This window comes from Burkholderia ubonensis subsp. mesacidophila, from assembly GCF_002097715.1.
Classification (GTDB): Bacteria; Pseudomonadota; Gammaproteobacteria; order Burkholderiales; family Burkholderiaceae; genus Burkholderia; species Burkholderia mesacidophila.
Genome location: NZ_CP020737.1, coordinates 3,379,375 through 3,401,419, shown reverse-complemented (window position 1 = coordinate 3,401,419; position 22,045 = coordinate 3,379,375). Strand labels below are relative to the sequence as shown.

Genomic DNA, 22,045 nt, shown 5'->3' with positions numbered 1-22,045 from the left:
CGGGTGTGTCGTCAGTGCAGGACGACCGGTTGCGTCATCAGGCTGTCGAACTGTCCGAGGAATTCGTCGACTTCGTCGAGCGACGGCTCGTCCTCGATCAGCTGCTTCACGTGTTCGCGAAACCGGGCGGCGAGTTCGCCGTCGATGAAGATCTCGCGCTGCGCGTTCTTGTCGACGATTTCGTAGCCACCCGAATTCATCGCGTGATGGCCGGCCTGCGGCGGGAACTCGACGACGCAGTAGTTGGGGCTGTTGTAGATCATTTGCATGGCGGCACTCCTCTTCGCAGTGGCTTCTGGCCTTGTTGTTCCCCTAAGTGGGGTAGACCTCGCCGGTTTCAAGGGGCTTGCGCTGCACACCCCGTTCCCTCTGCATGGGGTGTATCGGTTAGAAGCCGATATCTCCGAAACGTTTCCTATTGTCGGCCGGTGTACCGAAATAGTTGTTAAAGAGTGTCATGCGTGGCATGTCTGATATTACGGCGCGTGACCGCAAATCTTTATGGCGGAAAACCATCGGTCGAATTTGCCGATTCGGGGCGCGGCGTGCTGCGTCATGGCGCTGCGGGCGATGCGGCGGGTGGCGACGCAGCCGAGGCAGGGGTGGACGGCGGCGCAACCGCGCCGGACGTCGCGTCCGGCGTGCCGCCGGTGTCCGGCGCCGCGTCGGCGGACACGCCGGGCGCGGCCAGCGGGCCGTGCCACAGCAGCTCGATCTGCGTGCCGTTCGGTTCCGTCTGCACGAGTCGTGCGGGCAGCCAGCCGAGCGACGGCGCGAGCCACATGTCGATGCGCCGCGTGTCGCCGGCGCGGCGCGGCAGGCGCATGAAGTGCCGCGTCGCGATGAAGCCGGCGGCGGTCTGCACCTGCTCGTCGCCGATCACCGTGATCGGCCAGGTCTCGCCGCTGTTGTTGTCGATCACGAAGAACTGCTGCGTGACGCCCCGCTTGTACGCGTCGGGATTGCCGCGCAACAGGCCCGACAGCTGCATCAGCATGCTGAAGCGGTCCTGCACGCCGTCGGGCAGCGGCGCGTTGTCCGGCGTGCGCGTGAACACGACCTGCCTGATCTCGCGGTTGAAGATCGCGATGTCCTCCGGGCGCTTGCCGCGCTGCTCGACATACCGGTCGGGCGCGATCCCGTATGCATCGATGCGGCCCTGGCTCCGGTACCTGAACGGACCGACGAACGGCACGGGCATCGTCACCGACAGCTCATACGTTTGTCCGTCGCTGCGCCAGTGGATCGTCCCCGTCGAGTTCTGCATGCCGTTGAAGAACGCGTCGTACCGCAGGTCGCCGGACGGCGGCGCGGCAAACTTCACACCGTTCGACGCGGGGCCGGCTGTCGCGGCGCCGCTTGCGCCGCCGGCCGCCGCAGCCGACGCGCCTGATGCGCCCGTTGCGGTGCCGCCGGCGGATGCGCCAGCCGGCGGCACGCCTTCCGCGGCGGTCTGCGTCGACGTCAGCACCGGCTCCTGCGGCGCCGGCTGCGATGGCGCGGCCACCGGCTTGGCGGGCTTCGCGGGCTTCGGCTCGGCGGGCTTTGCAACCGGTTTCGGCGCCGGTTGCCGCTCGATCGGCCGCGGCTTCAGCAGCTCGATCTGCACGGGCACCTCGGCGGGCGCCGGCGGCGTGAACGGTTCGCGATGGCGCGTGAACCACAGCGCGGCGAGCGCATGCAGCACGAGCACCACGAACAGCGCGACGCCCGCGCGCAGCCAGCGGCGGGGCGGAGCGTAGCGGGGGCGGGCGTCGGAAGGCGGCATCGTCGGGCAGCGAAGGGTTCGGGGCGGTTGCGCAGCGTCGGCGCGCCGGTTGGCAGGTTGGCCGGTTGCGTCAGGATTCGGACCGCCGGGTGCGTCGCGCGTTCATGCGGCGCGTCGCGCACCCCGCGTCAGGCGTCGCGCGCGTCCGGACTATAGCCCAGTTCGTACGACAGTTCCTGCGCGCAGGCGCGCAGCGCGGTGTCGATCTCGCCGCCCCACGCGATGTCGAACGTGCCTTCGTGGCCGAGCGCGAGGATCGCGAGCGCCAGTTCGCCGACCGCGTCGAACACTGGCATGCAGAACGCGTGGATCGTCGGCAGCAGCATCCCTTCGACGCGCGCGGCCGCATGGGCGCGCACGTCCGCGAGCGCCGCGTCGACCTCGGCGAGCGTGCGCGGCCCGCCGTGATGCGGCGAGCGGCGCGTGTCGGCGAGCTCGCGCTCGATCATCGCGGCGGTCTTGCTGCGCGGCAGGTACGCGGCGAACAGCAGGCCCGTCGCGGAGCCGAGCAGCGGCATCACGTCGCCGAGCTTCAGCGACGCCTTCGCCGGATGGCTCGATTCCATCCAGTGCACGATCGTCGGGCCCTGGTTGCCCCACACCGCGATGCCGACCGTCTGGTCGAGCCGGTCGCGCAATTCGGTCAGCGCGATCCGCGCGAGCTTCACGCCGTCGACCCGCGCCAGGCGCGCGAGGCCCATCTGCAGCGCGAAGCCGCCGAGCTCGTAGCGGCCGGAGACGGGGTCCTGCGACACGACGCCGAGCCGCGAGAAGCTGACGAGGTAGCGGTGCGCCTTCGCCGGGCTCATGCCCGCGCGCTGGGCGAGATCGCGCAGCATCATCGCGCGCGGCTCGCTCGTCAGCACGTCGAGCAGGCGGAAGCCGACCTCGATCGACTGGATGCCGGAACGGACCTTCTCGCCGTTTTCGCCGGCGGCTTCGTCGGCGGTGTCGGAGTCGGCGAGATCGTCGTCTGGGAGCTGGCTGGCGGGCATGGGGCAACGGCGCGCGGCGCGCGATCTGGAGGCAAGGGGCGAATCGGCCACGGCGCACGCAAGGAAGGTGCGCCGCACGGATTCACCATCGTAAAATAGATTCCTTCCATCGTCACTACAACGGCAGATTCCCCCTATGAAACTTGCTTCGCTGAAGGACGGCACGCGCGACGGCCAACTGATCGTGGTGTCGCGCGACCTGCACACCGCGGCGATCGCCGACGCGATCGCGCCGACGCTGCAGCGCGTGCTCGACGACTGGGCGTTCTACGCGCCGCAATTGCGCGAACTGTACGACGCGCTGAACCACGGCCGCGCGCGTCACGCGTTCCCGTTCGATCAGGCGAACTGCATGGCGCCGCTGCCGCGCGCATTCCAGTGGGCCGACGGCTCCGCGTACGTGAACCACGTCGAGCTCGTGCGCCGCGCGCGCGGCGCCGAGATGCCCCCGGAATTCTGGACCGATCCGCTGATGTACCAGGGCGGCAGCGACGATTTCCTCGGGGCGCGCGACGACGTCGTCTGCCCGTCCGAGGAATGGGGCATCGATTTCGAGGCGGAAGTCGCGGTGATCACCGGCGACGTGCCGATGAGCGCGTCGCCCGACGATGCGCTGAAGGCCGTGCGGCTCGTCACGCTCGTCAACGACGTGTCGCTGCGCAACCTGATTCCGGCCGAGCTCGCGAAGGGCTTCGGCTTCTTCCAGAGCAAGCCGGCGACCGCGTTCGCACCGGTCGCGGTCACCCCGGACGAACTCGGCGAGCACTGGCGCGAAGGCCGCGTGCACCGGCCGATGATCGTCCACTGGAACGGAAAGAAGGTCGGCCAGCCCGACGCGGGCACCGACATGGTGTTCCATTTCGGCCAACTGATCGCGCACGCGGCGAAGACGCGCAACCTGCGCACGGGCTCGATCGTCGGCTCGGGCACGGTGTCGAACAAGGATTCGAAACGCGGCTATTGCTGCATCGCCGAGAAGCGCTGCCTCGAGACGATCGAGCACGGCGCGCCGCAGACGCCGTTCATGCGCTACGGCGACACCGTGAAGATCGAGATGTTCGACGACGCGGGCAAGTCGATCTTCGGCGCGATCGAGCAGTCGGTCGCGCCGCTTGATGGCGACGCGTGACGGTGACAGGCGCGGCGGTGTCGTGCACGAGTGCCCGTCGCCGCGCCCTGCGCCGATTATGGATCTCACTCGGCGAGTTTGCGCGAATCCCATATGCCGAGTTCGATTGCGTGCTCCAGCATGGCGACCGTCAACGGTTCCTTCTCGTATCGCTGCCGCGCTTTCTTCGAGAACAGCAGCAGTGCGATCACAAAAGGATTGAATCCTTCCCCCGAGAAATACCGGTCGAAGCGAAAGTCCCCCGGCTCGACCGAAAATTGGTCGAAAAATGCGCCCATGAAATCGTCGGCATCGTCTCCGGTGATGCCCAGGTCGCTTTCGAGGCGGTCGGTCGGCTTGAGCGGCCGGTTCGTGCTCATGCCTGTCGCGTGCCTGATAAAGGCCTCGAGTCGAGCGTGCGTCGTATTCATCGGGTGAACAGGCGATCTTCTCGATTGACGAGACGATTGAAGCGGGCAACCGAATTGGTTGCGATTGCGTAAACGTCGTGTGCCGCGACAGCCCAGCCGACGACGGGAATGGCGCGACCAACGAATGTACCGATATTGCGAACAAAGAAAAATTTCATTTGTTTAATGCTGGCATTGGTGAGCGTGGGCAGGATTTGATACTTGATGTTGTAATTCAGGAGGGCGCGAGAGCCAATTGACGCGAGCGACGTGTTTTTGGTGGCTCCGGCGAACTTGGCCCGCGTCGGAATCCAGTTCTGGCCCGCGAGTATCGCGGCGACTGCGCCAACATCTTCAACGCCGAGCTGTTTGCACGTTTCGTCAATGGAAATCAGGAAAAACAATTCCTATGGCGTCAGTTCGCGATGTGATCCGTAATGGTAGGTTTGTTTCATTGGTTTTCGAAGGGTAGTTGTCGAGTGATTACCATCGTGATTCAATGTGATTGAGTGTCAAGGGTTTAGCGACGGTTGTTAAACATGTTCGTGCTCATGCGATCGTGTCGACATGAACCCCGTCAACACGGGACCGGAAGAAAAACCGACCACCGACCACAGACCACCGGCATTCCGCCGTCGCTCGTTCTTCGCATGCCGTGGCGGTCCGTCCCACTGGGTAACGCCCGATTCCCCGTCGCGTCCGAGTGGTTACACTGGGCGGGTTTCCATCCTGAGTGCAAGGAGCAGCGCATGGCCGATCTCGCCGCATACGGCAGTTACGAAGCACTGAAGGTGACGCGTCGTCAGCACGGCGTGCTCGAGATCGTGATGAGCGGCGAAGGCGCGAACAAGAGCGGCCTCGCGACCGCCAACGAGCGCATGCACCGCGAGCTGGCCGACATCTGGCGCGACGTCGATCGCGATCCCGACACGCGCGTCGCGGTGATTCGCGGCGAAGGCAAGGGCTTCTCGGCGGGCGGCGACCTCGCGCTCGTCGAGCAGATGGCGAACGATTTCGACGTGCGCGCGCGGGTCTGGCGCGAAGCGCGCGACCTCGTCTACAACGTGATCAACTGCAGCAAGCCGATCGTGTCAGCGATGCACGGCCCGGCCGTCGGCGCGGGGCTCGTCGCGGGGCTGCTCGCCGACATCTCGATCGCGTCGAGGAGCGCGCGCATCATCGACGGCCATACGCGGCTCGGCGTCGCGGCGGGCGACCACGCGGCGATCGTGTGGCCGCTCTTGTGCGGGATGGCGAAGGCGAAGTACTACCTGCTGCTGTGCGAGCCGGTGAGCGGCGAGGAGGCCGAGCGGATCGGCCTCGTGTCGCTCGCGGTCGACGAAGCCGACCTGCTGCCGAAGGCGTACGAAGTCGCGGAGCGGCTCGCGCACGGCTCGCAGACGGCGATCCGCTGGACCAAGTACGCGCTCAACAACTGGCTGCGCTCGGCGGGGCCGACCTTCGACGCGTCGCTCGCGCTCGAATTCATGGGTTTCTCGGGGCCCGACGTGCAGGAGGGGATTCGCTCGCTGCGCGAACGGCGCCCGCCCGATTTTCCCGGCGGCGCGCCGTTCTGACGCGCGCGCTATGATCGATCCAGGCGGCCGGTCGATCCGGCCGCTCCCCCCAGTCAACCAGGATGCCCGCATGACGATCGATACCTCCGGCTCCAATCCGTTCTCCGGCTTTGCCGGCTTCCAGCCCGCAGACATGCTCGAACGCATGTGGGAAATGATCCGCCTGTCGCCGTTCGGCAGCATGGGCGCGTTTCCCGGCGCGACGCACGGGCTGCCGCCGTCGCTGTCGAGCATGTCCGACATGATGGCGCCGCTCACCAGCGTCGAGGAGCTCGACAAGCGCATCACCGACCTGCGAGCGGTCGAGCAATGGCTGAAGCTGAACCTCGGGATGCTGCAGTCCGCGATCCAGGCGCTCGAGGTGCAGCGCGCGACGCTCGCGACGCTGCGCGCGTTCGGCGCGTTCGCGCAAACCTCGATGTCGGCCGCCGAGGATGCGGCCGTCGCGGCGGCGAAGGCGGCCGCGACGCCGCTCGGCGACACGCCGGAAGGCGCGCAAGCGGACGCGCCGCCGCCCGAGGACGCGAGCGCCGCGCAGAACGCGGCCTTCGATCCGGCCGGCTGGTGGAACCTGCTGCAGACGCAGTTCAACCAGCTTGCGAGCCTTGCGATGGCGCAGCCGGGCGCACAACCGGCCGCGCCGGACGCACCGGCGGCGGCGGCATCGGCCGCGGCGCCGCCCGACGCGTCCGACCCGCCGCCGGCCGCGCCGCGCAAGCCCGCCGCGAAGCGCGCGAAGCCGGCCGGATCGGCCGGTTCTGCCGCGGCGCGCGCGGCGGCAGCGTCGACGCCCGCGAGCCGTCCGCCGAAGCGCTCGACGTGACGGCGCGGCGGCTCATGTAGCAGGCCAGGCGATGCGGCTCGCGCTCGTACTGATGGGAGGCGGTGCGCGCGCCGCGTATCAGGTCGGCGTGCTGAAGGCGCTGGCCGAGATCACGCTCGAGGCCGATCCGCAACGACGCACGCTGCCGTTCGCGGTCGTATGCGGGTCGTCGGCCGGCGCGATCAACGCGACGTCGATCTCGAGCCACGCCGACGATTTCTCGCACGGCGTGCGCCGCCTGCTCGAATTCTGGGAGCACCTGCGCGCGGACTACGTGTACCGCACCGACTGGCTCGGCATCGCCGCCGCGGGCGCGCGCTGGCTCGCGGCGATGAGCTTCGGCTGGGCGGCCCGCCGCTCGCCGCGCGGCCTCCTGGACAACGCGCCGCTCGCGCACCTGCTGCAGCGCGAGCTGAGCTTCCACCGGATCGAGCAGATGCTCGAGGCGCGCACGCTGCACGCGCTCGCGGTGACCGCGCTCAGCTACTCGAGCGGCCGCCATCTGACGTTCTACCAGGCCGCCGAACCGATCCAGGCGTGGCGGCGCGCGCAGCGCACCGCGCGGCTCGTCGACCTGTCCGCGTCGCACCTGCTCGCGTCGTCGGCGATTCCGTTCGTGTTCCCGGCCGTGCCGCTCGTGCTCGACGGCCAGATCGAGTATTTCGGCGACGGCTCGATCCGCCAGATCGCGCCGCTGTCGCCTGCGATCCACTTCGGCGCGGACCGGATCGTGGTCGTCGGCGCCGCGGACCCGCGGCCGGAGATTCCGGTGAACGGCGGCGGCTTCGTGCGCGGCTATCCGTCGCTCGCGCAGATCGGCCAGCAGGTGCTCGCGAGCGTGTTTCTCGATTCGATCGGCTCGGACATCGAACGGATCGAGCACATCAACCGGATGATCGCGCACCTGCCGCACCAGGTCGAAGTGGACAGCGGCTGGCGGCACGTCGACGTGCTGGCGATCGCGCCGTCCGAGCGCATCGAGCTGATCGCCGCGAAGCACCTGAAGCAGTTGCCGCTCACCGTGCGCGGGCTGCTCGGCGCGGTCGGCGGCAGCCAGCCGGCGGGCGCGTCGTTCGCGAGCTACCTGCTGTTCGAGGAAGCGTTCGCGCGCGAGCTGATCGAGCTCGGCTATCGCGACGGCTGCGCGCAGCACGACACGCTCGCCGCCTGGATCGCGCACGCGGACGGCGCGAGCGCGTCGCCGGCCGACGGGCAGGCGGCCGGGGAAATGCGGGTCTGATGCGGATCGGTGGCGTTTTCCCGACAGCCGGCTGCGACGCTTCGCCGCATGCCGGCTGTCGGGAAGCGACCGGACGCCTGTCGCGGAACCGTCATGCGTGCGTGATATCATGGCCGCCGCCGAATACATCAAATCGAGCAGCTCGCCGGACCGGCGCCCGCAAGGGGCCGCGACGGGCTCGCCAGCGAAGCCGGCCAGCGCCGGCCCCCACTCAGGCACGCGCGGTCGGTTCCGTTCGAGCGGAGCGCGGCACGTGGCTTGCCTCAAGCGAGCGGCTTACGCGGCCGCGCGGCTGCCGGACGCGGAACACGCGGCCGGGGGCTGGTTTCACGCGTAAAATTACAGTCTTGGTTGCAAAAAGCGCGTCCGCACGCGCATTGCTGCAACGATCACGTTTAAGAGAAGTCGCATTGCGCAGAACAGGGGTGGGACCATCATGAACACCATGCTTTATCCGGAACTTTACAGGTCGCTCGAAGCCGTCCGCTGGGACATGGAGAAGGACATTCCGTGGGACAAGTTCGACGCTTCGCTGCTCACCGACGAGCAGGCGAAGACGATCAAGATGAACGCGATCACCGAATGGTCGGCGCTGCCCGCGACGGAAATGTTCCTGCGCGACAACCAGCACGACAGCGACTTTTCCGCCTTCATGAGCGTGTGGTTCTTCGAAGAGCAGAAGCATTCGCTCGTGCTGATGGAATACCTGCGCCGCTTCAAGCCGGAACTGGTGCCGACCGAGGAAGAGCTGCACGCGGTGCGCTTCGAGTTCGACCCGGCGCCGCCGCTCGAGACGCTGATGCTGCACTTCTGCGGCGAGATCCGCCTGAACCACTGGTATCGCTGCGCGGCCGACTGGCACACCGAGCCGGTCATCAAGCACATCTACGAAACGATCTCGCGTGACGAAGCGCGTCACGGCGGCGCGTACCTGCGCTACATGAAGAAGGCGCTCTCGAACTGCGGCGACGTCGCGCGCGCGGCGTTCGCGAAGATCGGCGTGCTGATGGCGTCGGCGCGCCGCACCGAGAAGCCGCTGCATCCGACCAACCTGCACGTGAACCAGGCGCTGTTCCCGCGCGACACCGTGCAGTCGCGCCTGCCGGATCCGGAATGGCTCGAGCGCTGGCTCGACGAGCAGATCCGCTTCGACGGCGAGTGGGAGAAGAAGGTCGTCGAGCGCATCCTGCACAACCTGTCGATCCTGTTCGAGCGCACGTTCGCGACCGCGCAGGAGCTCAACCGGTATCGCAAGGAAGTCACCGGCCGCCTGCAGGCCGAAGGCGGCCAGGCGGCCGCCCAGCCGGCCTGACGACGAGACGCGCGCCCGGCTAGGGCGCGCACGACATGAAGCCCGCCCGGCCCGCCGGCGGGCTTTTTCTTGGGCATGCGCACCGCGCACGCCGTTCGCTTCCGCCAGTCACCCATCATGCCCGCTACCTTCGAACGTAAGCTGATCACCCGCGACGCGCTTGTCGCCCTGCGCGCGTCGCTGCCCGCGCCCGTCGTGTTCACGAACGGCGTGTTCGACATCCTGCATCGTGGCCACGTCACCTATCTCGCCGACGCGAAGGCGCTCGGCGCGTGCCTGATCGTCGGCGTCAACAGCGACGCGTCGGTGCGCATGCTCGGCAAGGGCGACGATCGCCCGATCAACCACGAGGACGACCGGATGGCGCTGCTCGCGTCGCTCGAAAGCGTCGACTGGGTGGTGAAGTTCGAGGAGCAGACGCCGGTGTCGTTGATCGAGGCCGTGCATCCGGACATCCTCGTCAAGGGCGGCGATTACGACATGGATGCGCTGCCGGAATCCGTGCTGGTCCGCGGCTGGGGCGGCCGGGCGCTGGCGATTCCGTTCGAGCATGAACGCTCGACCACGGCGCTGCTGAAGAAGGTGCGCGCGCAGCAGCCGTAAATCCGCGCCGCCGCGCTCGGCATCAGGGTGCGGAGGCCGCGAGCGGCTCCGCGGGCGCGGCCGGTGCCGCGATCGGGCCGCCCGTGAGCGCCTGATCGGCGCCTTGCGCGAGCGGCGTGACGCGCAGCGCGTCGGGATGCACCTGTCGCGCCAGCATCCCCGGATCGCGCGGACCGGCCGCCGGCAGCGGCCCGAACACCCCGCGCGCCACCACGAGCGCGAGCATGTTGGCGAGAAAGAGAACAGCGATCAGCCAGCGCAGCATCGTCGACACCCCTTTTCGTCATCCAGTCAGGCCAGCCGCGGGGCTGGTCATTCAGTTCGCCCGGTCCGTCAGCGCAGCCGACGGCGCGCGCATCCCGTTTCAACCATTCGCAACCCTTTCCGCCGCAATCAGCGCCAGTCCGGACAGGATCAGCGCATCGTGGCGCGTATGCGGCACCGTCAGCGCACGCGCGACGTCGTCCGCCGCGCCGCCCGCCAGCACGAGCCGCACCGGCGCTTGCCACGCGGCGTTCAGGTCGCGCCACGCGCGCTCGATCAGCCCGGCCTGCGCATACAGGCAGCCCGCCGACAGCGAGCGCGGCGTGTCGAACTGGAACGGTTCCGCTTGCGCGTCCGCGAGCAGGCCGCTCGCGATGTCGGTGGTGAGCGTCGGCAACTGCGCGGTGTGGCTGCCGAGCGAACGCATCATCAGCGCCCAGCCGGGCGCGATCAACCCGCCCGTGAAGCGGCCGTCCGCGCGCAATGCCTCGAGCGTCGTCGCGGTGCCGAACGTCGCGATCAGCAGAGGCTCGCCCGGAAACGCCGCATGCGCGCCGATCAGGCCGGCCCAGCGGTCGCTGCCGAGCTGGTCGGGCGTCGTATAGCCGTTGGTCACGCCGCACTGCGCGGCGCACGCGCGGATCGTCGTGCGCGGCAGGCCCGGCCAGCGTGCATCGAGCAGCGCGTCGAGCCGTGCGGCCACCTCCGCGCCGGCGACGTTCGAGATCCATGCGCCGTGCGGGCGCGGCACGTGCGACCAGTCCGGATCGGCGCCGCCGTCGCGCGCGTGGCCGAACGCGCCCGTCTCGACCAGTTCGCGCCGCGCGTCGGCGAGCGCCCACTTGATCCGGCTGTTGCCGGCGTCGATCAGCAGGTGCGGTGCGCTCATTGCGCTTCGCGCAGCGACACGTCGCCGGCCGCGATCGCCTGCACGCCGCCGGGCGTGTCGAGCAGCAGCTGGCCTGCCGCGTCGATGCCGGTCGCGATGCCGCGCGCGCGTTCCGCGCCTTGCTCGATCAGCACCACTTCGCGGCCCGCGTACGCGTGCCGCGCGTGCCAGCGCGGCACGAACGGCGCGAGCCCGTCGGCCGCGAACTGCGCGAGCGCGGGCGTGAGCGCGTTGAGCGACGCGGCGAGCGTATCGGTGAGGTTCGCCGCGGCCCACGCGGAAGACAGCGCGGCGGGCGGCAGCGCGCCCGCGGTCGACGCTTCGCGCGCGCGCTGCGCGTCGACCTGCGCGGCGACGGCTTCCGCGCCGCGCACGTTGACGCCGAAGCCGATCACGATGGCCGTCGCGTCGGACGTCGTCCATACCGTTTCGATCAGGATTCCGGCGAGCTTGCCGACGATGCGTTGGCCGCCGGCGTCGGCGGCGGTCAGCAGCAGGTCGTTCGGCCACTTGAGCGCGACGCCGCAGCGGGTATCGAGCGGCAGCGCGGCGAGCCCTTCGGCGAGCGCGACGCCGATCGCGAGGCTCAACCCGCCGAGCGCGTCGACCGGGCGCGGCACGATGCAGCCGACCGAGCAGAGCAGCGCGTTGCCCGGCTGCGCGAACCACGGGCGGCCTTGCCGGCCGCGGCCGGCCGTCTGCTCGAACGCGACCCGCACGAGCGGCGCGGGCAGCGCGTTCGCGGTGCGCGGCAGCGCCTTCAGGCGGGCGGCGAGGTCGGCATTGGTCGAGCCGGTCGCGGCGACGATGTCGAGCGGCCACGCACGCGGCGCGGCGTCCAGGTGCGCGTCGAGCCGGTTGCGCGCGATGTGCGCGTCGCCGGAGTCGGGCGTGTCGGAGGAGGTGGGGGCGTTCATGGCGACTATTGTAGCGACAGGGGGGCGAGGCGGTGCTCGACAGGCGCGCGGTGCGCGGCCGCCCGTTGCCGCGCCTCGACGGCGCCCCCGGCGGCGTGCCGCGAAACCGTCGGCGCTTTCTTCGGGAGAACGACGAGGCGTCGCGCGACCTGCGCCGTCGTCATCTTGATATTCCCGACCAGCGAGACTACGTTCGATATATCCGCTCCGGCGGCGTGTGCGGCGCGTGCCGCCGGTTCTCGTCGCTGCCGCATCGAGGGAAATCGCGATGAGCAAGCTTCATTCGTGTTCGAGCCTGTCCAGCCTGTTCGAGCGCTTGCACCGCAAGACGACCCGGGTCTCCGACGCCGTCGGGCCGCCGATGACGCGTGCCTGTCACCGGCTGTCGGAGTCGCTCGCGTCGGCATGGTCGGCGGTGCGCTCGGGTACGTCGCATACGCACCGGCATTGACGCGGCGGCGGACCGCTTTCAAGGAGATCGCCATGCAACTCCACATGCATTCGCACCATTACGCGCGCCGCATTCCGGTGTGGCGCGCCGCCGTGATCGGCGGGTGCGTGGCCGGCGCGGTGTTCCTCGTCATTCAGGTCGTCGCGTCGGCAATCATCGGACAGGACGCGTGGGCGCCGCTGCGCATGATCGCGGCCATCTATTTCGGCGACGACGCGCTCGCGCCGTCGACTACGGTCGAAGTGGGAACCCTGCTGGCGGCGCTGGGCGTGCACTTCGCGCTGTCGATCGTATTTGCGCTGATCCTGGCCGTGATCATCGCGTGTTTCAGCCTGGATTCGAGTGTCGGAATGGTCAGCGTGGCGGGGGCCGTATTCGGCGTGCTGCTGTACGTCGTCAATTACTACGGCATGACGCAATTGTTCCCGTGGTTCGCCGACGCGCGTGGCTGGGTGAGCGCACTCGACCACATCGTCTTCGGGCTGATCGTGTCCGACGCGTACATGCGTCTGGAACGGCCCGCGCGCAGCAGCGCCGCCTGACGGGATGTCACGGCGGCGCTTGGCCGGCTCAATGCTGTTCCATCTGCTCCAGCGCGTTGATGTCTTCCTCGGACGTCATTTCGCAGGCAAGCAGCGTCTTGCCCTTCAGCGCCGGGCCTTGGCGGGCCGAAACGAGGATCAGGGCGCCCCCCGGCCCCCGGACGGTCAGCCGGCGGGAATAGCCGACGGACGACGCGCCCAGCAGGTGGCCCTTCTCGGGGGCGAGCTTGTAGCGTTGCGCGAGCTGGTCGGCGACCTCACCTTCCACGAGCACGCCGATTCCCGTACTGGTGAACACGACGTTCTGCGTCGTGAAGCCGTCCCGGCGGATCGGCTCCGGCAGACGAAAGACCGCGGCGCCCAGCATCGATTCGTCCGGCTTCGGATCGGTCGCCTTGACGGTGTCGTAGATCGCGCTCATGAGGTCCGAAGTAAACGGCGGCTTGCAGATCGCGGCGCTGAAGATATCGGGATGGGCGGGCGGCGCGGCGAGCGCGACGAACGGGGCGGCGACGACGGCGCCGAGGGCGGCGCGAAGGCCGGACAGGCGATGCGACATGGATGCGGTCCTCTCAGGTTTTGTTGTGAGGCGGCATGATAAGGCACCGCCGCGCGCATGCCGGCGTCTCGCGATCGATCCCGGTTCAAGGCGATCGATGCGCGGGGCGCCGGGTCATGCGCGTCAGGCCACCGCCGTCCTGCCGGCTTGCGCTTCCGACGCACCCTTACGGCGCAACAACCGGATGCTTCAGCGCATGCGCGGTCTCGATCCACTGCGCGTGGAATTCGTCCGCATCCGGCGTGAGGCCCAGCTCGCCGTTTCGATACGCCATCGCGAGCGTCTGCACCGCTTCCGGCAGTTCGTGCTCGGCCGCGCGCCGGTACAGCGCGAGCGCGCGCGCGTCGTCGCGCGGCACGCCGCTGCCGTCGCGATACGCGTTTGCGAGCATGAAGTCGGCGGCCGGGATGTCCGCGCGCGACGCCACGTCGAACCAGCGCGCCGCCTGCGCGGGATCGGCGGCGATGCCGTAGCCGCTGCGGTAGATCAGCCCGAGGTAGTACGCGGCGGCCGGGTCGCCGTGTCCGGCGGCGGCGGCCAGCAGCGTCCGGGCGCGCGCATAGTCCTTCGGCAGCCCGCCGCTGCCGAGCAGCAGCGCCTTGCCGAGCGCGAGCTGCGCGCGGCGCGCAGCCGGCGCGCCCGCCGCGCCGTCCGCTTGCGCGGCGGTTTCGAGCCAGCCGCGCCCTTCGTCGCGCAAGCCGGGCTCGCGCGCATCGATGAGCGCGCCGCCGAGCGCCGCCTGTGCGTCGGCGGACCCGGCGCGCGCGAGGTCGCGCAGCCGCGCGAGCGCGTGCGGCTCGCCGGCCTGCGTGACCATCGCCTGCCATTCGTCGAGCTGCGCGGCGCTCGGCGCGGGGCCGGCGCCGCGCCAGCCGCTCGCCGCGACGACGGCGGCGGCGAGCGCCGCCACCGCCGCCAGCAGCACGGCGGGCGGCAGCTTCACGCGCAGCAGGCGCCGCGCGGCCGGCGCGAAGCCCGCCTCGGCGGGCCGCATGGTGCGGATCGGTTGCATCGCGTGCCTCATTGCGTCAGGTCGATCTCGTAGGTGGCGAGGTTCTTGCCCGAGCCGTCGTCGGCCGCGACCTGCGTGATGCCGGTCAGGCCGGCCGCCGCCGCGTCGGCGAGGCGATTCGGCGCGGACGCGAACTGCACGTGCGCGACCGAGCTCGCGAGCTTCGTGAAGCGCCAGCTGCGCTGCGCGCCGTCCGCCGCGCGCGTGATCGCGCCGCGCTTCTTGATGAACGCGATCAGCACGTCGCGGTTCGCGTCCGGCGACGCGAAGATCGTCTTGCTGCCGTCGAGGCCGGGGAAGTTGCCGCCGCCGCTCGCGCGGTAGTTGTTGGTCGCGACGATGAACTGCCCGTTCGGGTCGATCGGCGCGCCCTTGTACGTCAGGTTCCTGATCCGGCTGCCGACCGGCTGCGTGACGTCGATCTCGTACGACAGATCGGCGGACGTGAACATGTCGAAGTTGTAGCCGGGGAAGCCGCTGACGAGCTTCTGCACGGTCGCCTGCGTCGGATCGATCCGGTTGAAGCGCTTCGCGGCGGTCTCGAGCCAGTTCTTCACGTCCGCGCCGCTCACCTTCGTCGCGTAGACGGTGTTCGGATACAGGTACAGGTCGGCCGCGTTGTTGATCGCGAGCGCGCCCGGCGCGACGTCGGTGAAGTCGTTGCCGCCGCCGAAGCCGCTCTTGAACGGCGCGCTGACCGACAGCACCGGCAGCGACGCGTACTGCGGCAGGTTCGCCTGCACGTAGGTCTTCACGTAGTCGGCCTGCGCCTCGTTGACGACCTGGATCGCGCCCGGATCGCCGACGTCGGCGAAATACGAGTTCATCCGGTAGTCGGTCGAGCCGATCGGCGTCTTCACGTAGTTGATCGTCGCCTGGTGCTCGGCGGCGATCGCGGCCGCCACCGACGGGTCGGCGGCGACGTAGCTCTTGTCCGCGTTCTGGATCGGGCGCGCCTCGACGGTCGTGAGCGACTTGTCGACGCTCCACGTCTTGCCGTCGAACGCGAGGCCGAGCTTGATCACGCCGAGGTGCTTGCCCCAGTAGTTCGCCATCACGGTCGGCACGCCGTTGACGGTGCCCTTGACCTTGTCGACGCCCGGCAGGTTGAACTGCTGCACCGTGCTGTTCGCATCCGGGAACACCTGGTGCGAGTGGCCGATCAGCATCGCGTCGATGCCCGGCACGGTCGACAGCCACCAGCTGCCGTTTTCCATCGTCGGCGAGTACGCCGAGTTGTCGAGCCCGCCGTGCGAGATCGCGACGATGAGGTCCGCGCCCTTCGCGCGCATCTCCGGAATGTACTTCTCGGCCGCTTCCTTCAGGCCGGTCGTGTAGACCTTGCCGTCGAGCCAGCGCTTGTCCCAGTTCATGATCGCGGGCGGCGTGAAGCCGATGATGCCGACCTTCACCGGCGCGCTGACCGTCTTGCCGTCCGGCGTGGCCGCCGTGATCGTGCGGGTCAGGATCGTGTACGGCGTGAAGAGGGGCGCGTTGGTCTTCGCGCTGATCACGTTCGCGAGCACCTGCGGGAACGCCGGGCCCGCGCACTTCTTCTGCTGCGCGGGCGCGGGCAGGCCGTCGACGTCGAACGTGTTGCCGGTCACCTGCGACAGGTACGGCAGCCCGTAGTTGAATTCGTGGTTGCCGATCCCGCCGCCGTCGAACTTCGTCGCGTTCATCACCTTGTAGATCGCGAGCGTCTGGTCGCAGCCGAGCGGGCTCACGAGCGCCTGGTAGTCGGCGAGCGCGGTGCCCTGGATCGTGTCGCCGTTGTCGAGCAGCAGCGTGTTCGGGTACTGCGCGCGCGCCTGCGCGATCAGCGTCGACACGCGCTCGAAGCCGAGCGAGTTGTCCGCCGCGAGCTTGAAATAGTCATACGAGAGCACGTTCGTGTGCAGGTCGGTCGTCTCGAGCAGCGCGAGGGTCGCCTTGGTGCCGACGGGCGCTTGCGCGTGCGCCTGCGACGACGGCGGGGCGATCACGTCGTCGCCGTTGCAGGCGGCGAGAAAGGTGAGGCTCGCGAGCGCGGCGGCAGCCGGCGCGCGATGGCGGAGAGGCGAAGGGAATCGCATCGGTTGTCCTGTTTGGTGTTCTGTTGTCGTGGTCTGCACGGAAGGCGGCGCGTGGCGCGCCGACGGCCGGTCGTGCAGCGCGTGAGAGTATCGAAAGGAAACGTGACGGTGGAATGAAAGGCCCGCGACGGCTCGCGGAAAGGGGGCGCGACGAGCAGCGGGCGGCAGGCCGGGGGCGGCGAGCCGCGGGCGTCCGGGGACGGCGGAGCCGTCGCCTGCGAGCCGGACGATCCCGGCGGAAATCCTCACGTCGCGGGAGCGGGCGGTTCGTTACAATGGCCAGTGTCATTCATTTGCAAACTAGCCGCCTTGGATTTCGACACTCCTCCCGGCCTGTCGGTCGATGCCGGCGGCCCGGGCCCGACCGTGCGCCTGTACGGACAGTGGACCGCGCTCGCGCTGGCGCGCAATCGCGGCGTCGTCGCGCGCCGCGTCGCGGGGCTCGCGAAAGGCCGCGTGCGCGAATGGGATCTGTCCGGCATCGAGCGGATCGACCACGTCGGCGGCCAGGCGCTCTGGCGGGTCTGGGGCCGCAAGCTGCCGGCCGGCATCGCGCTCACCGAGACCCAGCGCACGATCTTCGAGCGCATCGAGCGGCTCGACCGCCAGCGCGAGGCGCCCGAGCGCATCGAGCGCGTCGATCCCGTCACGCGCCTCGGTCGCGCGCTGTTCACGTTCTCCGAGCACCTGCAGGGCGGCATCTCGATGTTCGGCCGCGTGGTGCTCGATGCGCTGTCGGTGCTGCGCCGGCCGAAGACGATGCCGTGGAAGGAGACGTCGGCGAACGTCTACAGCGCGGGCGCGCAGGCGCTGCCGATCACCGCGCTCGTCGCGTTCCTGATCGGCATCGTGCTGAGCTACCTGTCCGCGCAGCAGCTGCAGATGTTCGGCGCGAACCGGTACATCGTGAACATCCTGGGGCTGTCGGTGATCCGCGAGCTCGGGCCAGTGCTGTCGGCGATCCTCGTCGCCGGCCGTTCGGGCTCGGCGATCACCGCGCAGATCGGCGTGATGCGCGTGACGGAAGAACTCGACGCGATGCGCGTGATGGGCATCCCGCACGGGCTGCGGCTGATCCTGCCGCGGGTGCTCGCGCTCGGCGTCGCGATGCCGCTGCTCGTGATGTGGACCAACGTCATCGCGCTGTCGGGCGGCGCGCTCGCGGCGAAGCTCGCGCTCGGCATCGACTTCAGCTTTTTCGTGCGCTCGCTGCCGGGCGTCGTGCCGATCGCGAACCTGTACATCGGGCTCGGCAAGGGCGTCGTGTTCGGCATGCTGATCGCGCTCGTCGCGTGCCATTTCGGCTTCCGGATCAAGGCGAACTCGCAGAGCCTCGGCGAAGGCACGACGACGTCGGTCGTCACGTCGATCACGGTCGTGATCCTCGCCGACGCCGTGTTCGCGATGCTGTTTCAGAACGTGGGGCTCGGATGAACATGCTGAACCTGCCGACAACCGATGCGGCGTCGGCCGGCGCCGCGCCGGCCGACGACCTCGTGATCGAGGTGCGCAACCTGACGAAGCGCTACGGGCGCAACATCATCCACCAGAAGCTCGATTTCGACGTGCGGCGCGGCGAGATCGTGGCGATCGTCGGCGGCTCGGGCTCGGGCAAGACGACGCTCGTGCGGCAGATCCTCGGCCTCGAGCGGCCGACGTCGGGCACGATCAAGGTGTTCGGCCAGGACACGTCGACGATCGACGCGGCCACGTCGCGAATGATGCGCACCCGTTCCGGGATGCTGTTCCAGCAGGGCGCGCTGTTCTCGTCGATGACGGTGTTCGACAACGTCGCGCAGCCGCTGCGCGAGCTCGGCCGCGTGCCGGCCGACCTGCTGCACGACATCGTGATGCTCAAGCTCGAGATGGTCGGGCTGCCGTGCAAGCATGCGTCGAAGATGCCGGCCGCGCTGTCGGGCGGGATGGTGAAGCGGGTCGGCATCGCGCGCGCGATCGCGCTCGAGCCGGAGCTGCTGTTCCTCGACGAGCCGACGGCAGGGCTCGATCCGGAAGCGTCCGACGAATTCGTCCAGCTGATCGCCACGCTGCACCGCACGCTCGGGCTGACGGTCGTGATGGTGACGCACGATCTCGACACGATGGTCGCGCTGTCGACGCGCGTCGCGGTGCTCGCCGACCGCAAGGTGCTGGTCGCCGCGCCGGTCGAGGAGGCCGCGAACGTCGACCATCCGTTCATCCACGAATATTTTCTGGGGCTGCGCGGCCGGCGCGCGCTGCAGGCGCTGCCGCCCGAGCGGCGCGCGAAGCTGCCGCCGGCAGCCCTCGAACCGGCGCCGGCGAGCGTCGAGCTGTAGCAAGGAACCCGCGAATGGAAAACAAATCTCATGCGTTCTTGGCCGGCCTGTTCACGATCGCGCTGACGCTCGTGATCGCCGGCGCCGTGTTCTGGTTCAACGTCGATCGCGCAGTGCGCATTCCGTACGACCTGATCGCGCGCACCAACGTCACCGGGCTGTTTCCGGACGCGGCGGTGCGCTTTCGCGGCCTCGACGTCGGCAAGGTGCAGTCGATCGGCTTCGACCGCTCGCGCCCCGGGCAGATCCGGATCCGCATCATGGTCGACAAGGACGCGCCGATCACGCAGTCGACGTTCGGCAGCCTCGGCTTCCAGGGCGTGACGGGCATCGCGTTCGTGCAGCTCGACGACACGGGAACCGACCTGTCGCCGCTGCCGTCTTCGACGAAGGCGGTCGCGCAGATCCCGATGCACCCGAGCCTGTTCGACCAGATCCAGCAGCGCGGCGACGTGCTGCTGCGGCAGCTCGAACTGGCGGCGAAGAGCGCGAACGAGCTGATGTCGCCCGAGATGCGCGAGCAGCTGCGCGCGACGGTGGAAAGCATGCAGCACGCGGCGGACGGCGTGACGACGCTGTCGAAGCAGCTCGGCCCGGCGGTCGCCGAGCTGCCGACGACGATGCACGAGGTGAACCGCGCGATGGCGTCGGCGAACACGCTGCTGCAGCCGAACGGCCCGCTCGTCGCGAACCTGAACAAGGCCGGCACGGCCGCCGAGCATATCGGCGACGCGCTGAACGAGCTGAACGCACGCGTGCAGTCCGACACGCTGCCGCGCTTCAACACGCTGGCGACGAGCGTCGGCGACGCGTCGCGCCAGCTGAAGGACGTCGCGGGCGAGCTCGGCCGCAATCCGCGCAGCCTGCTGTTCGGCTCGCCGGGCGCGGCTCCTGGGCCGGGCGAGGCGGGCTTCGTCTGGCCGGGCGCGGCGGCCCACTGATCATCGAATCCGGAATTTTCATGCAGGAACACGTCATGTCCCGAACCCTCGCCCGCGCGCTGCGCCCGGCCGCCGCCGCGCTCGCCGTGCTGACGCTCGCGCTCGCGGCCGGCTGCGCCAGCGAAAACGCGGCGCTGTCGAACGTCCGCTACGACCTCGGCCCGGCCGCGCCGGTCACGACCGCCGGCCCCGGCCCCGCGCTGAAGGTGCTCGACATCGTCGCGCCCGACGCGCTCGATTCGGACAAGTTCGTCTACCGGCTCACGTATGCGGACGCGCAGCGCATGGCCGTCTACCGCGACAGCCGCTGGACCGCGCCGCCCGCGCAGCTGCTCACGCAGCGGCTGCGCGGCGCGCTGTCGTCGCGCGGTGCGGTGCTCGAAGGCTCCGACGGCGTGCGCGCGCCGACGCTGCGGATCGACCTGAGCGAGTTCGAGCAGGTGTTCGACGGGCAGTCGCAGAGCCACGGCGCCGTTACCGCGCGCGCGACGCTCACGCAGGACGGCAAGGTGCTCGGCCAGCGCACGTTCGTCGCGCGCGCGCCGTCAAGCACGCCGGACGCCGCCGGCGGCGCGCGCGCGCTCGCGATGGCGAGCGACGACCTCGTCGCGCAGATCGCGGCCTGGGTCGGCATGCAGGCCTACGCGGGCACGCCTTGATGCGCCGGCGCCCGCGATGAGCGCGCCCGGCTCGCCCCGCGCATCGACGCTGGCGCGGCAGGCGCTCGCCGCGTACACGGCGCTCGTCGTCTACGCATCGCTGTATCCGTTCGAGGGCTGGACTGCGCTCGGCATCGGCCCGTTCGACTACCTGTTCGCGCCGATGCAGCGCTACGTGACCGCGTTCGACGTGGTCACCAACGTGCTCGGCTACCTGCCGTTCGGCGGCCTCGCGGTGCTCGCGCTGCATCCGCGCTGGCGCGGGGTCGGCGCGACGCTGATCGCCGGCGTGCTCGGCGCGCTGCTGTCCGGGTCGATGGAGGCGCTGCAGACCTACCTGCCGACGCGCGTCGCATCGAATCTCGATCTCGCCGCCAATGCGCTCGGCGCGCTGCTGGGCGCGGCGTTCATGGCGCCCGCGACCGGCGCGCTGCTCGATCGCGGCGCGCTCAGGCGGCTGCGCTTCGCGTGGTTCGAGCCGGACGGCGCGACGCCGCTGTTGCTGGCCGCGCTCTGGCCGTTCGCGATCCTGTTTCCTTCCCCGTTCCTGTTCGGCATCGGCGACTGGCCGGCCGCGCTGTGGGAGCGCGCCGACGCGTCGATGCAGGACGCGCTGCTCGCATGGCTGCCGGCCGCGTGGCAGGTGTCGGCATGGCCCGAGCAGGTCGACGGCTGGCTGTCCGATTCCGGGTGGGAGGCCGTGCTCGGCGCGCTGATGCTGTTCCCCGCGCTTGCGATCGCGTCGCTCGCGATGCGGCCGCGCGCGCCGCGCGTGCGGCTCATGATCGCGTTCGTCGCCGCGACGCTCGTGCTGAAGTCCGCCGCGACGTTCATGCAGTCGGCCACCGGGCTCGTCGTCGTGTGGGCGACGCCCGGCGCGCGGCTCGGCATCGAGCTCGGCTTCGCGGCCGCGCTCGCCGCGCTGTACGTGTCCGACGCGTGGCGCGCGTCGCTCGCCGCCGCCGCGCTCGTCGCGGGCGTCGTGCTCGTCAACCTGCTGCCCGTCAACCCGTTCTTCGACTTCACGCTGTCCGGCTGGCGGCAGGGCCGCTACGTGCACTTCAACAGCATCGCGCGCTGGCTCGCGTGGATCTGGCCCTATGCGGCGCTGATCTGGCTCGGGCTGCGCGTCGAGCGCGCGTGGCTGACGGGCGGCGGTCCGGGCAGCCGCGCGCGCCGCTCGCTATAATCGTCCGCACCATTCACCTGCCACCGCCGACCCGGCCTCGTCGCCGGGCCGCTCGCCGTCACCCATCATGGATTCCTACTACCAGCACCACGTCTTCTTCTGCCTGAACCAGCGCGAGCCCGGCGCCGAACGTCCGAGCTGCGCGCAGTGCGACGCGCAGACCATGCAGGAATACGCGAAAAAGCGCGTGAAGGAGCTCGGCCTCGCCGGGCCGGGCAAGGTCCGCATCAACAAGGCAGGCTGCCTCGACCGCTGCGAGGAGGGGCCCGTGATGGTCGTCTATCCGGAAGGCACCTGGTACACGTATGTCGACAAGGCCGACATCGACGAGATCGTCGAATCGCACCTGCGCGACGGCAAGCCCGTCGACCGCCTGAAGATCTGAGCGGGGCGATC

Annotated in this window: 25 protein-coding genes; 14 read left to right on the top strand and 11 right to left on the bottom strand. The window is 69.6% G+C overall.

What is annotated here, in order from left to right; all coding sequences use genetic code 11:
* Positions 1–11 precede the first annotated feature (11 nt).
* The 3 genes from B7P44_RS16005 to B7P44_RS15990 all read right to left on the bottom strand — a co-directional run bounded on the left by B7P44_RS16005 (position 12) and on the right by B7P44_RS15990 (position 2,763).
* Positions 12–269 carry a BTH_I0359 family protein gene (locus B7P44_RS16005; protein ID WP_059566449.1) on the bottom strand — a complete coding sequence of 86 codons (258 nt, stop codon included), beginning with the start codon at positions 267–269 and terminating at the stop codon, positions 12–14.
* Positions 270–553: 284 nt separating this feature from the next.
* Positions 554–1,768 carry a DUF3108 domain-containing protein gene (locus B7P44_RS15995; RefSeq protein ID WP_084905756.1) on the bottom strand — a complete coding sequence of 405 codons (1,215 nt, stop codon included), beginning with the start codon at positions 1,766–1,768 and terminating at the stop codon, positions 554–556.
* A gap of 128 nt (positions 1,769–1,896) precedes the next feature.
* Positions 1,897–2,763, bottom strand: coding sequence for an IclR family transcriptional regulator (locus tag B7P44_RS15990; RefSeq protein ID WP_084905754.1), 867 nt, complete (start codon positions 2,761–2,763; stop codon positions 1,897–1,899).
* A gap of 136 nt (positions 2,764–2,899) precedes the next feature.
* Between B7P44_RS15990 and B7P44_RS15985 the strand changes: the two genes are divergently transcribed.
* The gene (locus B7P44_RS15985; RefSeq protein ID WP_084905752.1) at positions 2,900–3,892 is read left to right on the top strand and encodes a fumarylacetoacetate hydrolase family protein; all 993 of its coding nucleotides are present in this window, start codon (positions 2,900–2,902) and stop codon (positions 3,890–3,892) included.
* Positions 3,893–3,957: 65 nt separating this feature from the next.
* On the opposite strand, the gene B7P44_RS15980 is transcribed toward B7P44_RS15985, so the two are convergent.
* Positions 3,958–4,251 carry a DUF1493 family protein gene (locus B7P44_RS15980; protein WP_231716629.1) on the bottom strand — a complete coding sequence of 98 codons (294 nt, stop codon included), beginning with the start codon at positions 4,249–4,251 and terminating at the stop codon, positions 3,958–3,960.
* Positions 4,252–4,298: 47 nt separating this feature from the next.
* Positions 4,299–4,685 carry an STM2901 family protein gene (locus B7P44_RS15975; protein WP_231716628.1) on the bottom strand — a complete coding sequence of 129 codons (387 nt, stop codon included), beginning with the start codon at positions 4,683–4,685 and terminating at the stop codon, positions 4,299–4,301.
* Between the two features lie 345 nt (positions 4,686–5,030).
* On the opposite strand from B7P44_RS15975, the gene B7P44_RS15970 reads away from it, so the two are divergent.
* The 5 genes from B7P44_RS15970 to rfaE2 all read left to right on the top strand — a co-directional run bounded on the left by B7P44_RS15970 (position 5,031) and on the right by rfaE2 (position 9,836).
* The gene (locus tag B7P44_RS15970; protein WP_084905747.1) at positions 5,031–5,858 is read left to right on the top strand and encodes an enoyl-CoA hydratase/isomerase family protein; all 828 of its coding nucleotides are present in this window, start codon (positions 5,031–5,033) and stop codon (positions 5,856–5,858) included.
* A 70-nt stretch (positions 5,859–5,928) separates the two neighbouring features.
* Entirely contained in the window at positions 5,929–6,681 is a 753-nt protein-coding gene (locus B7P44_RS15965) for a PhaM family polyhydroxyalkanoate granule multifunctional regulatory protein (protein WP_084905745.1), read from the top strand.
* A gap of 31 nt (positions 6,682–6,712) precedes the next feature.
* A complete protein-coding gene (locus tag B7P44_RS15960) occupies positions 6,713–7,921 on the top strand; it encodes a patatin-like phospholipase family protein (protein ID WP_084905743.1) in 1,209 nt (402 codons plus the stop codon).
* A gap of 436 nt (positions 7,922–8,357) precedes the next feature.
* Positions 8,358–9,233, top strand: a complete 876-nt coding sequence (locus B7P44_RS15955; protein WP_084905741.1) for a ferritin — start codon at positions 8,358–8,360, stop codon at positions 9,231–9,233.
* Between the two features lie 117 nt (positions 9,234–9,350).
* Positions 9,351–9,836: a D-glycero-beta-D-manno-heptose 1-phosphate adenylyltransferase gene (rfaE2, locus tag B7P44_RS15950; RefSeq protein ID WP_084905739.1), complete on the top strand. Its 486-nt coding sequence runs from the start codon at positions 9,351–9,353 to the stop codon at positions 9,834–9,836.
* 22 nt (positions 9,837–9,858) lie between these two features.
* Here the strand turns inward: rfaE2 and B7P44_RS15945 are convergent, their stop codons facing one another.
* The 3 genes from B7P44_RS15945 to B7P44_RS15935 all read right to left on the bottom strand — a co-directional run bounded on the left by B7P44_RS15945 (position 9,859) and on the right by B7P44_RS15935 (position 11,906).
* A complete protein-coding gene (locus B7P44_RS15945) occupies positions 9,859–10,101 on the bottom strand; it encodes a hypothetical protein (protein WP_084905737.1) in 243 nt (80 codons plus the stop codon).
* A 99-nt stretch (positions 10,102–10,200) separates the two neighbouring features.
* Complete coding sequence (locus B7P44_RS15940) at positions 10,201–10,989, bottom strand: type III pantothenate kinase (RefSeq protein WP_084905735.1); 789 nt, start codon at positions 10,987–10,989, stop codon at positions 10,201–10,203.
* On the bottom strand, positions 10,986–11,906 hold the full coding sequence (locus tag B7P44_RS15935) for a biotin--[acetyl-CoA-carboxylase] ligase (RefSeq protein WP_084905733.1): 921 nt from the start codon (positions 11,904–11,906) through the stop codon (positions 10,986–10,988). The genes B7P44_RS15940 and B7P44_RS15935 overlap by 4 nt, the downstream gene beginning before the upstream one ends.
* Positions 11,907–12,174: 268 nt before the next feature.
* Between B7P44_RS15935 and B7P44_RS15930 the strand changes: the two genes are divergently transcribed.
* Both B7P44_RS15930 and B7P44_RS15925 read left to right on the top strand, forming a co-directional pair.
* Positions 12,175–12,357, top strand: coding sequence for a hypothetical protein (locus B7P44_RS15930; protein WP_133117967.1), 183 nt, complete (start codon positions 12,175–12,177; stop codon positions 12,355–12,357).
* 32 nt (positions 12,358–12,389) lie between these two features.
* On the top strand, positions 12,390–12,899 hold the full coding sequence (locus tag B7P44_RS15925; RefSeq protein ID WP_084905728.1) for a hypothetical protein: 510 nt from the start codon (positions 12,390–12,392) through the stop codon (positions 12,897–12,899).
* A gap of 28 nt (positions 12,900–12,927) precedes the next feature.
* On the opposite strand, the gene B7P44_RS15920 is transcribed toward B7P44_RS15925, so the two are convergent.
* The 3 genes from B7P44_RS15920 to B7P44_RS15910 form a co-directional block, all read right to left on the bottom strand.
* Positions 12,928–13,458, bottom strand: coding sequence for a hypothetical protein (locus B7P44_RS15920; RefSeq protein ID WP_084905726.1), 531 nt, complete (start codon positions 13,456–13,458; stop codon positions 12,928–12,930).
* Between the two features lie 166 nt (positions 13,459–13,624).
* Complete coding sequence (locus tag B7P44_RS15915) at positions 13,625–14,470, bottom strand: tetratricopeptide repeat protein (protein WP_084905724.1); 846 nt, start codon at positions 14,468–14,470, stop codon at positions 13,625–13,627.
* Positions 14,471–14,478: 8 nt separating this feature from the next.
* Positions 14,479–16,545 carry a bifunctional 2',3'-cyclic-nucleotide 2'-phosphodiesterase/3'-nucleotidase gene (locus tag B7P44_RS15910; protein WP_084905722.1) on the bottom strand — a complete coding sequence of 689 codons (2,067 nt, stop codon included), beginning with the start codon at positions 16,543–16,545 and terminating at the stop codon, positions 14,479–14,481.
* Positions 16,546–16,854: 309 nt separating this feature from the next.
* On the opposite strand from B7P44_RS15910, the gene B7P44_RS15905 reads away from it, so the two are divergent.
* The 6 genes from B7P44_RS15905 to B7P44_RS15880 all read left to right on the top strand — a co-directional run bounded on the left by B7P44_RS15905 (position 16,855) and on the right by B7P44_RS15880 (position 22,034).
* Positions 16,855–17,979 (top strand): MlaE family ABC transporter permease, encoded by a 1,125-nt coding sequence (locus tag B7P44_RS15905; RefSeq protein ID WP_084905720.1) that lies wholly within the window; start codon positions 16,855–16,857, stop codon positions 17,977–17,979.
* Positions 17,976–18,860, top strand: a complete 885-nt coding sequence (locus tag B7P44_RS15900; protein ID WP_084905718.1) for an ABC transporter ATP-binding protein — start codon at positions 17,976–17,978, stop codon at positions 18,858–18,860. Before B7P44_RS15905 ends, B7P44_RS15900 begins: the two co-directional genes overlap by 4 nt.
* A 14-nt stretch (positions 18,861–18,874) precedes the next feature.
* Positions 18,875–19,801, top strand: coding sequence for an MlaD family protein (locus tag B7P44_RS15895; RefSeq protein ID WP_084905716.1), 927 nt, complete (start codon positions 18,875–18,877; stop codon positions 19,799–19,801).
* 20 nt (positions 19,802–19,821) lie between these two features.
* Entirely contained in the window at positions 19,822–20,460 is a 639-nt protein-coding gene (locus tag B7P44_RS15890) for an ABC-type transport auxiliary lipoprotein family protein (protein ID WP_407923993.1), read from the top strand.
* Between the two features lie 16 nt (positions 20,461–20,476).
* Positions 20,477–21,649, top strand: coding sequence for a VanZ family protein (locus B7P44_RS15885; protein WP_084905714.1), 1,173 nt, complete (start codon positions 20,477–20,479; stop codon positions 21,647–21,649).
* A gap of 67 nt (positions 21,650–21,716) precedes the next feature.
* Positions 21,717–22,034, top strand: a complete 318-nt coding sequence (locus B7P44_RS15880; RefSeq protein ID WP_084905712.1) for a (2Fe-2S) ferredoxin domain-containing protein — start codon at positions 21,717–21,719, stop codon at positions 22,032–22,034.
* Positions 22,035–22,045: the final 11 nt, after the last annotated feature.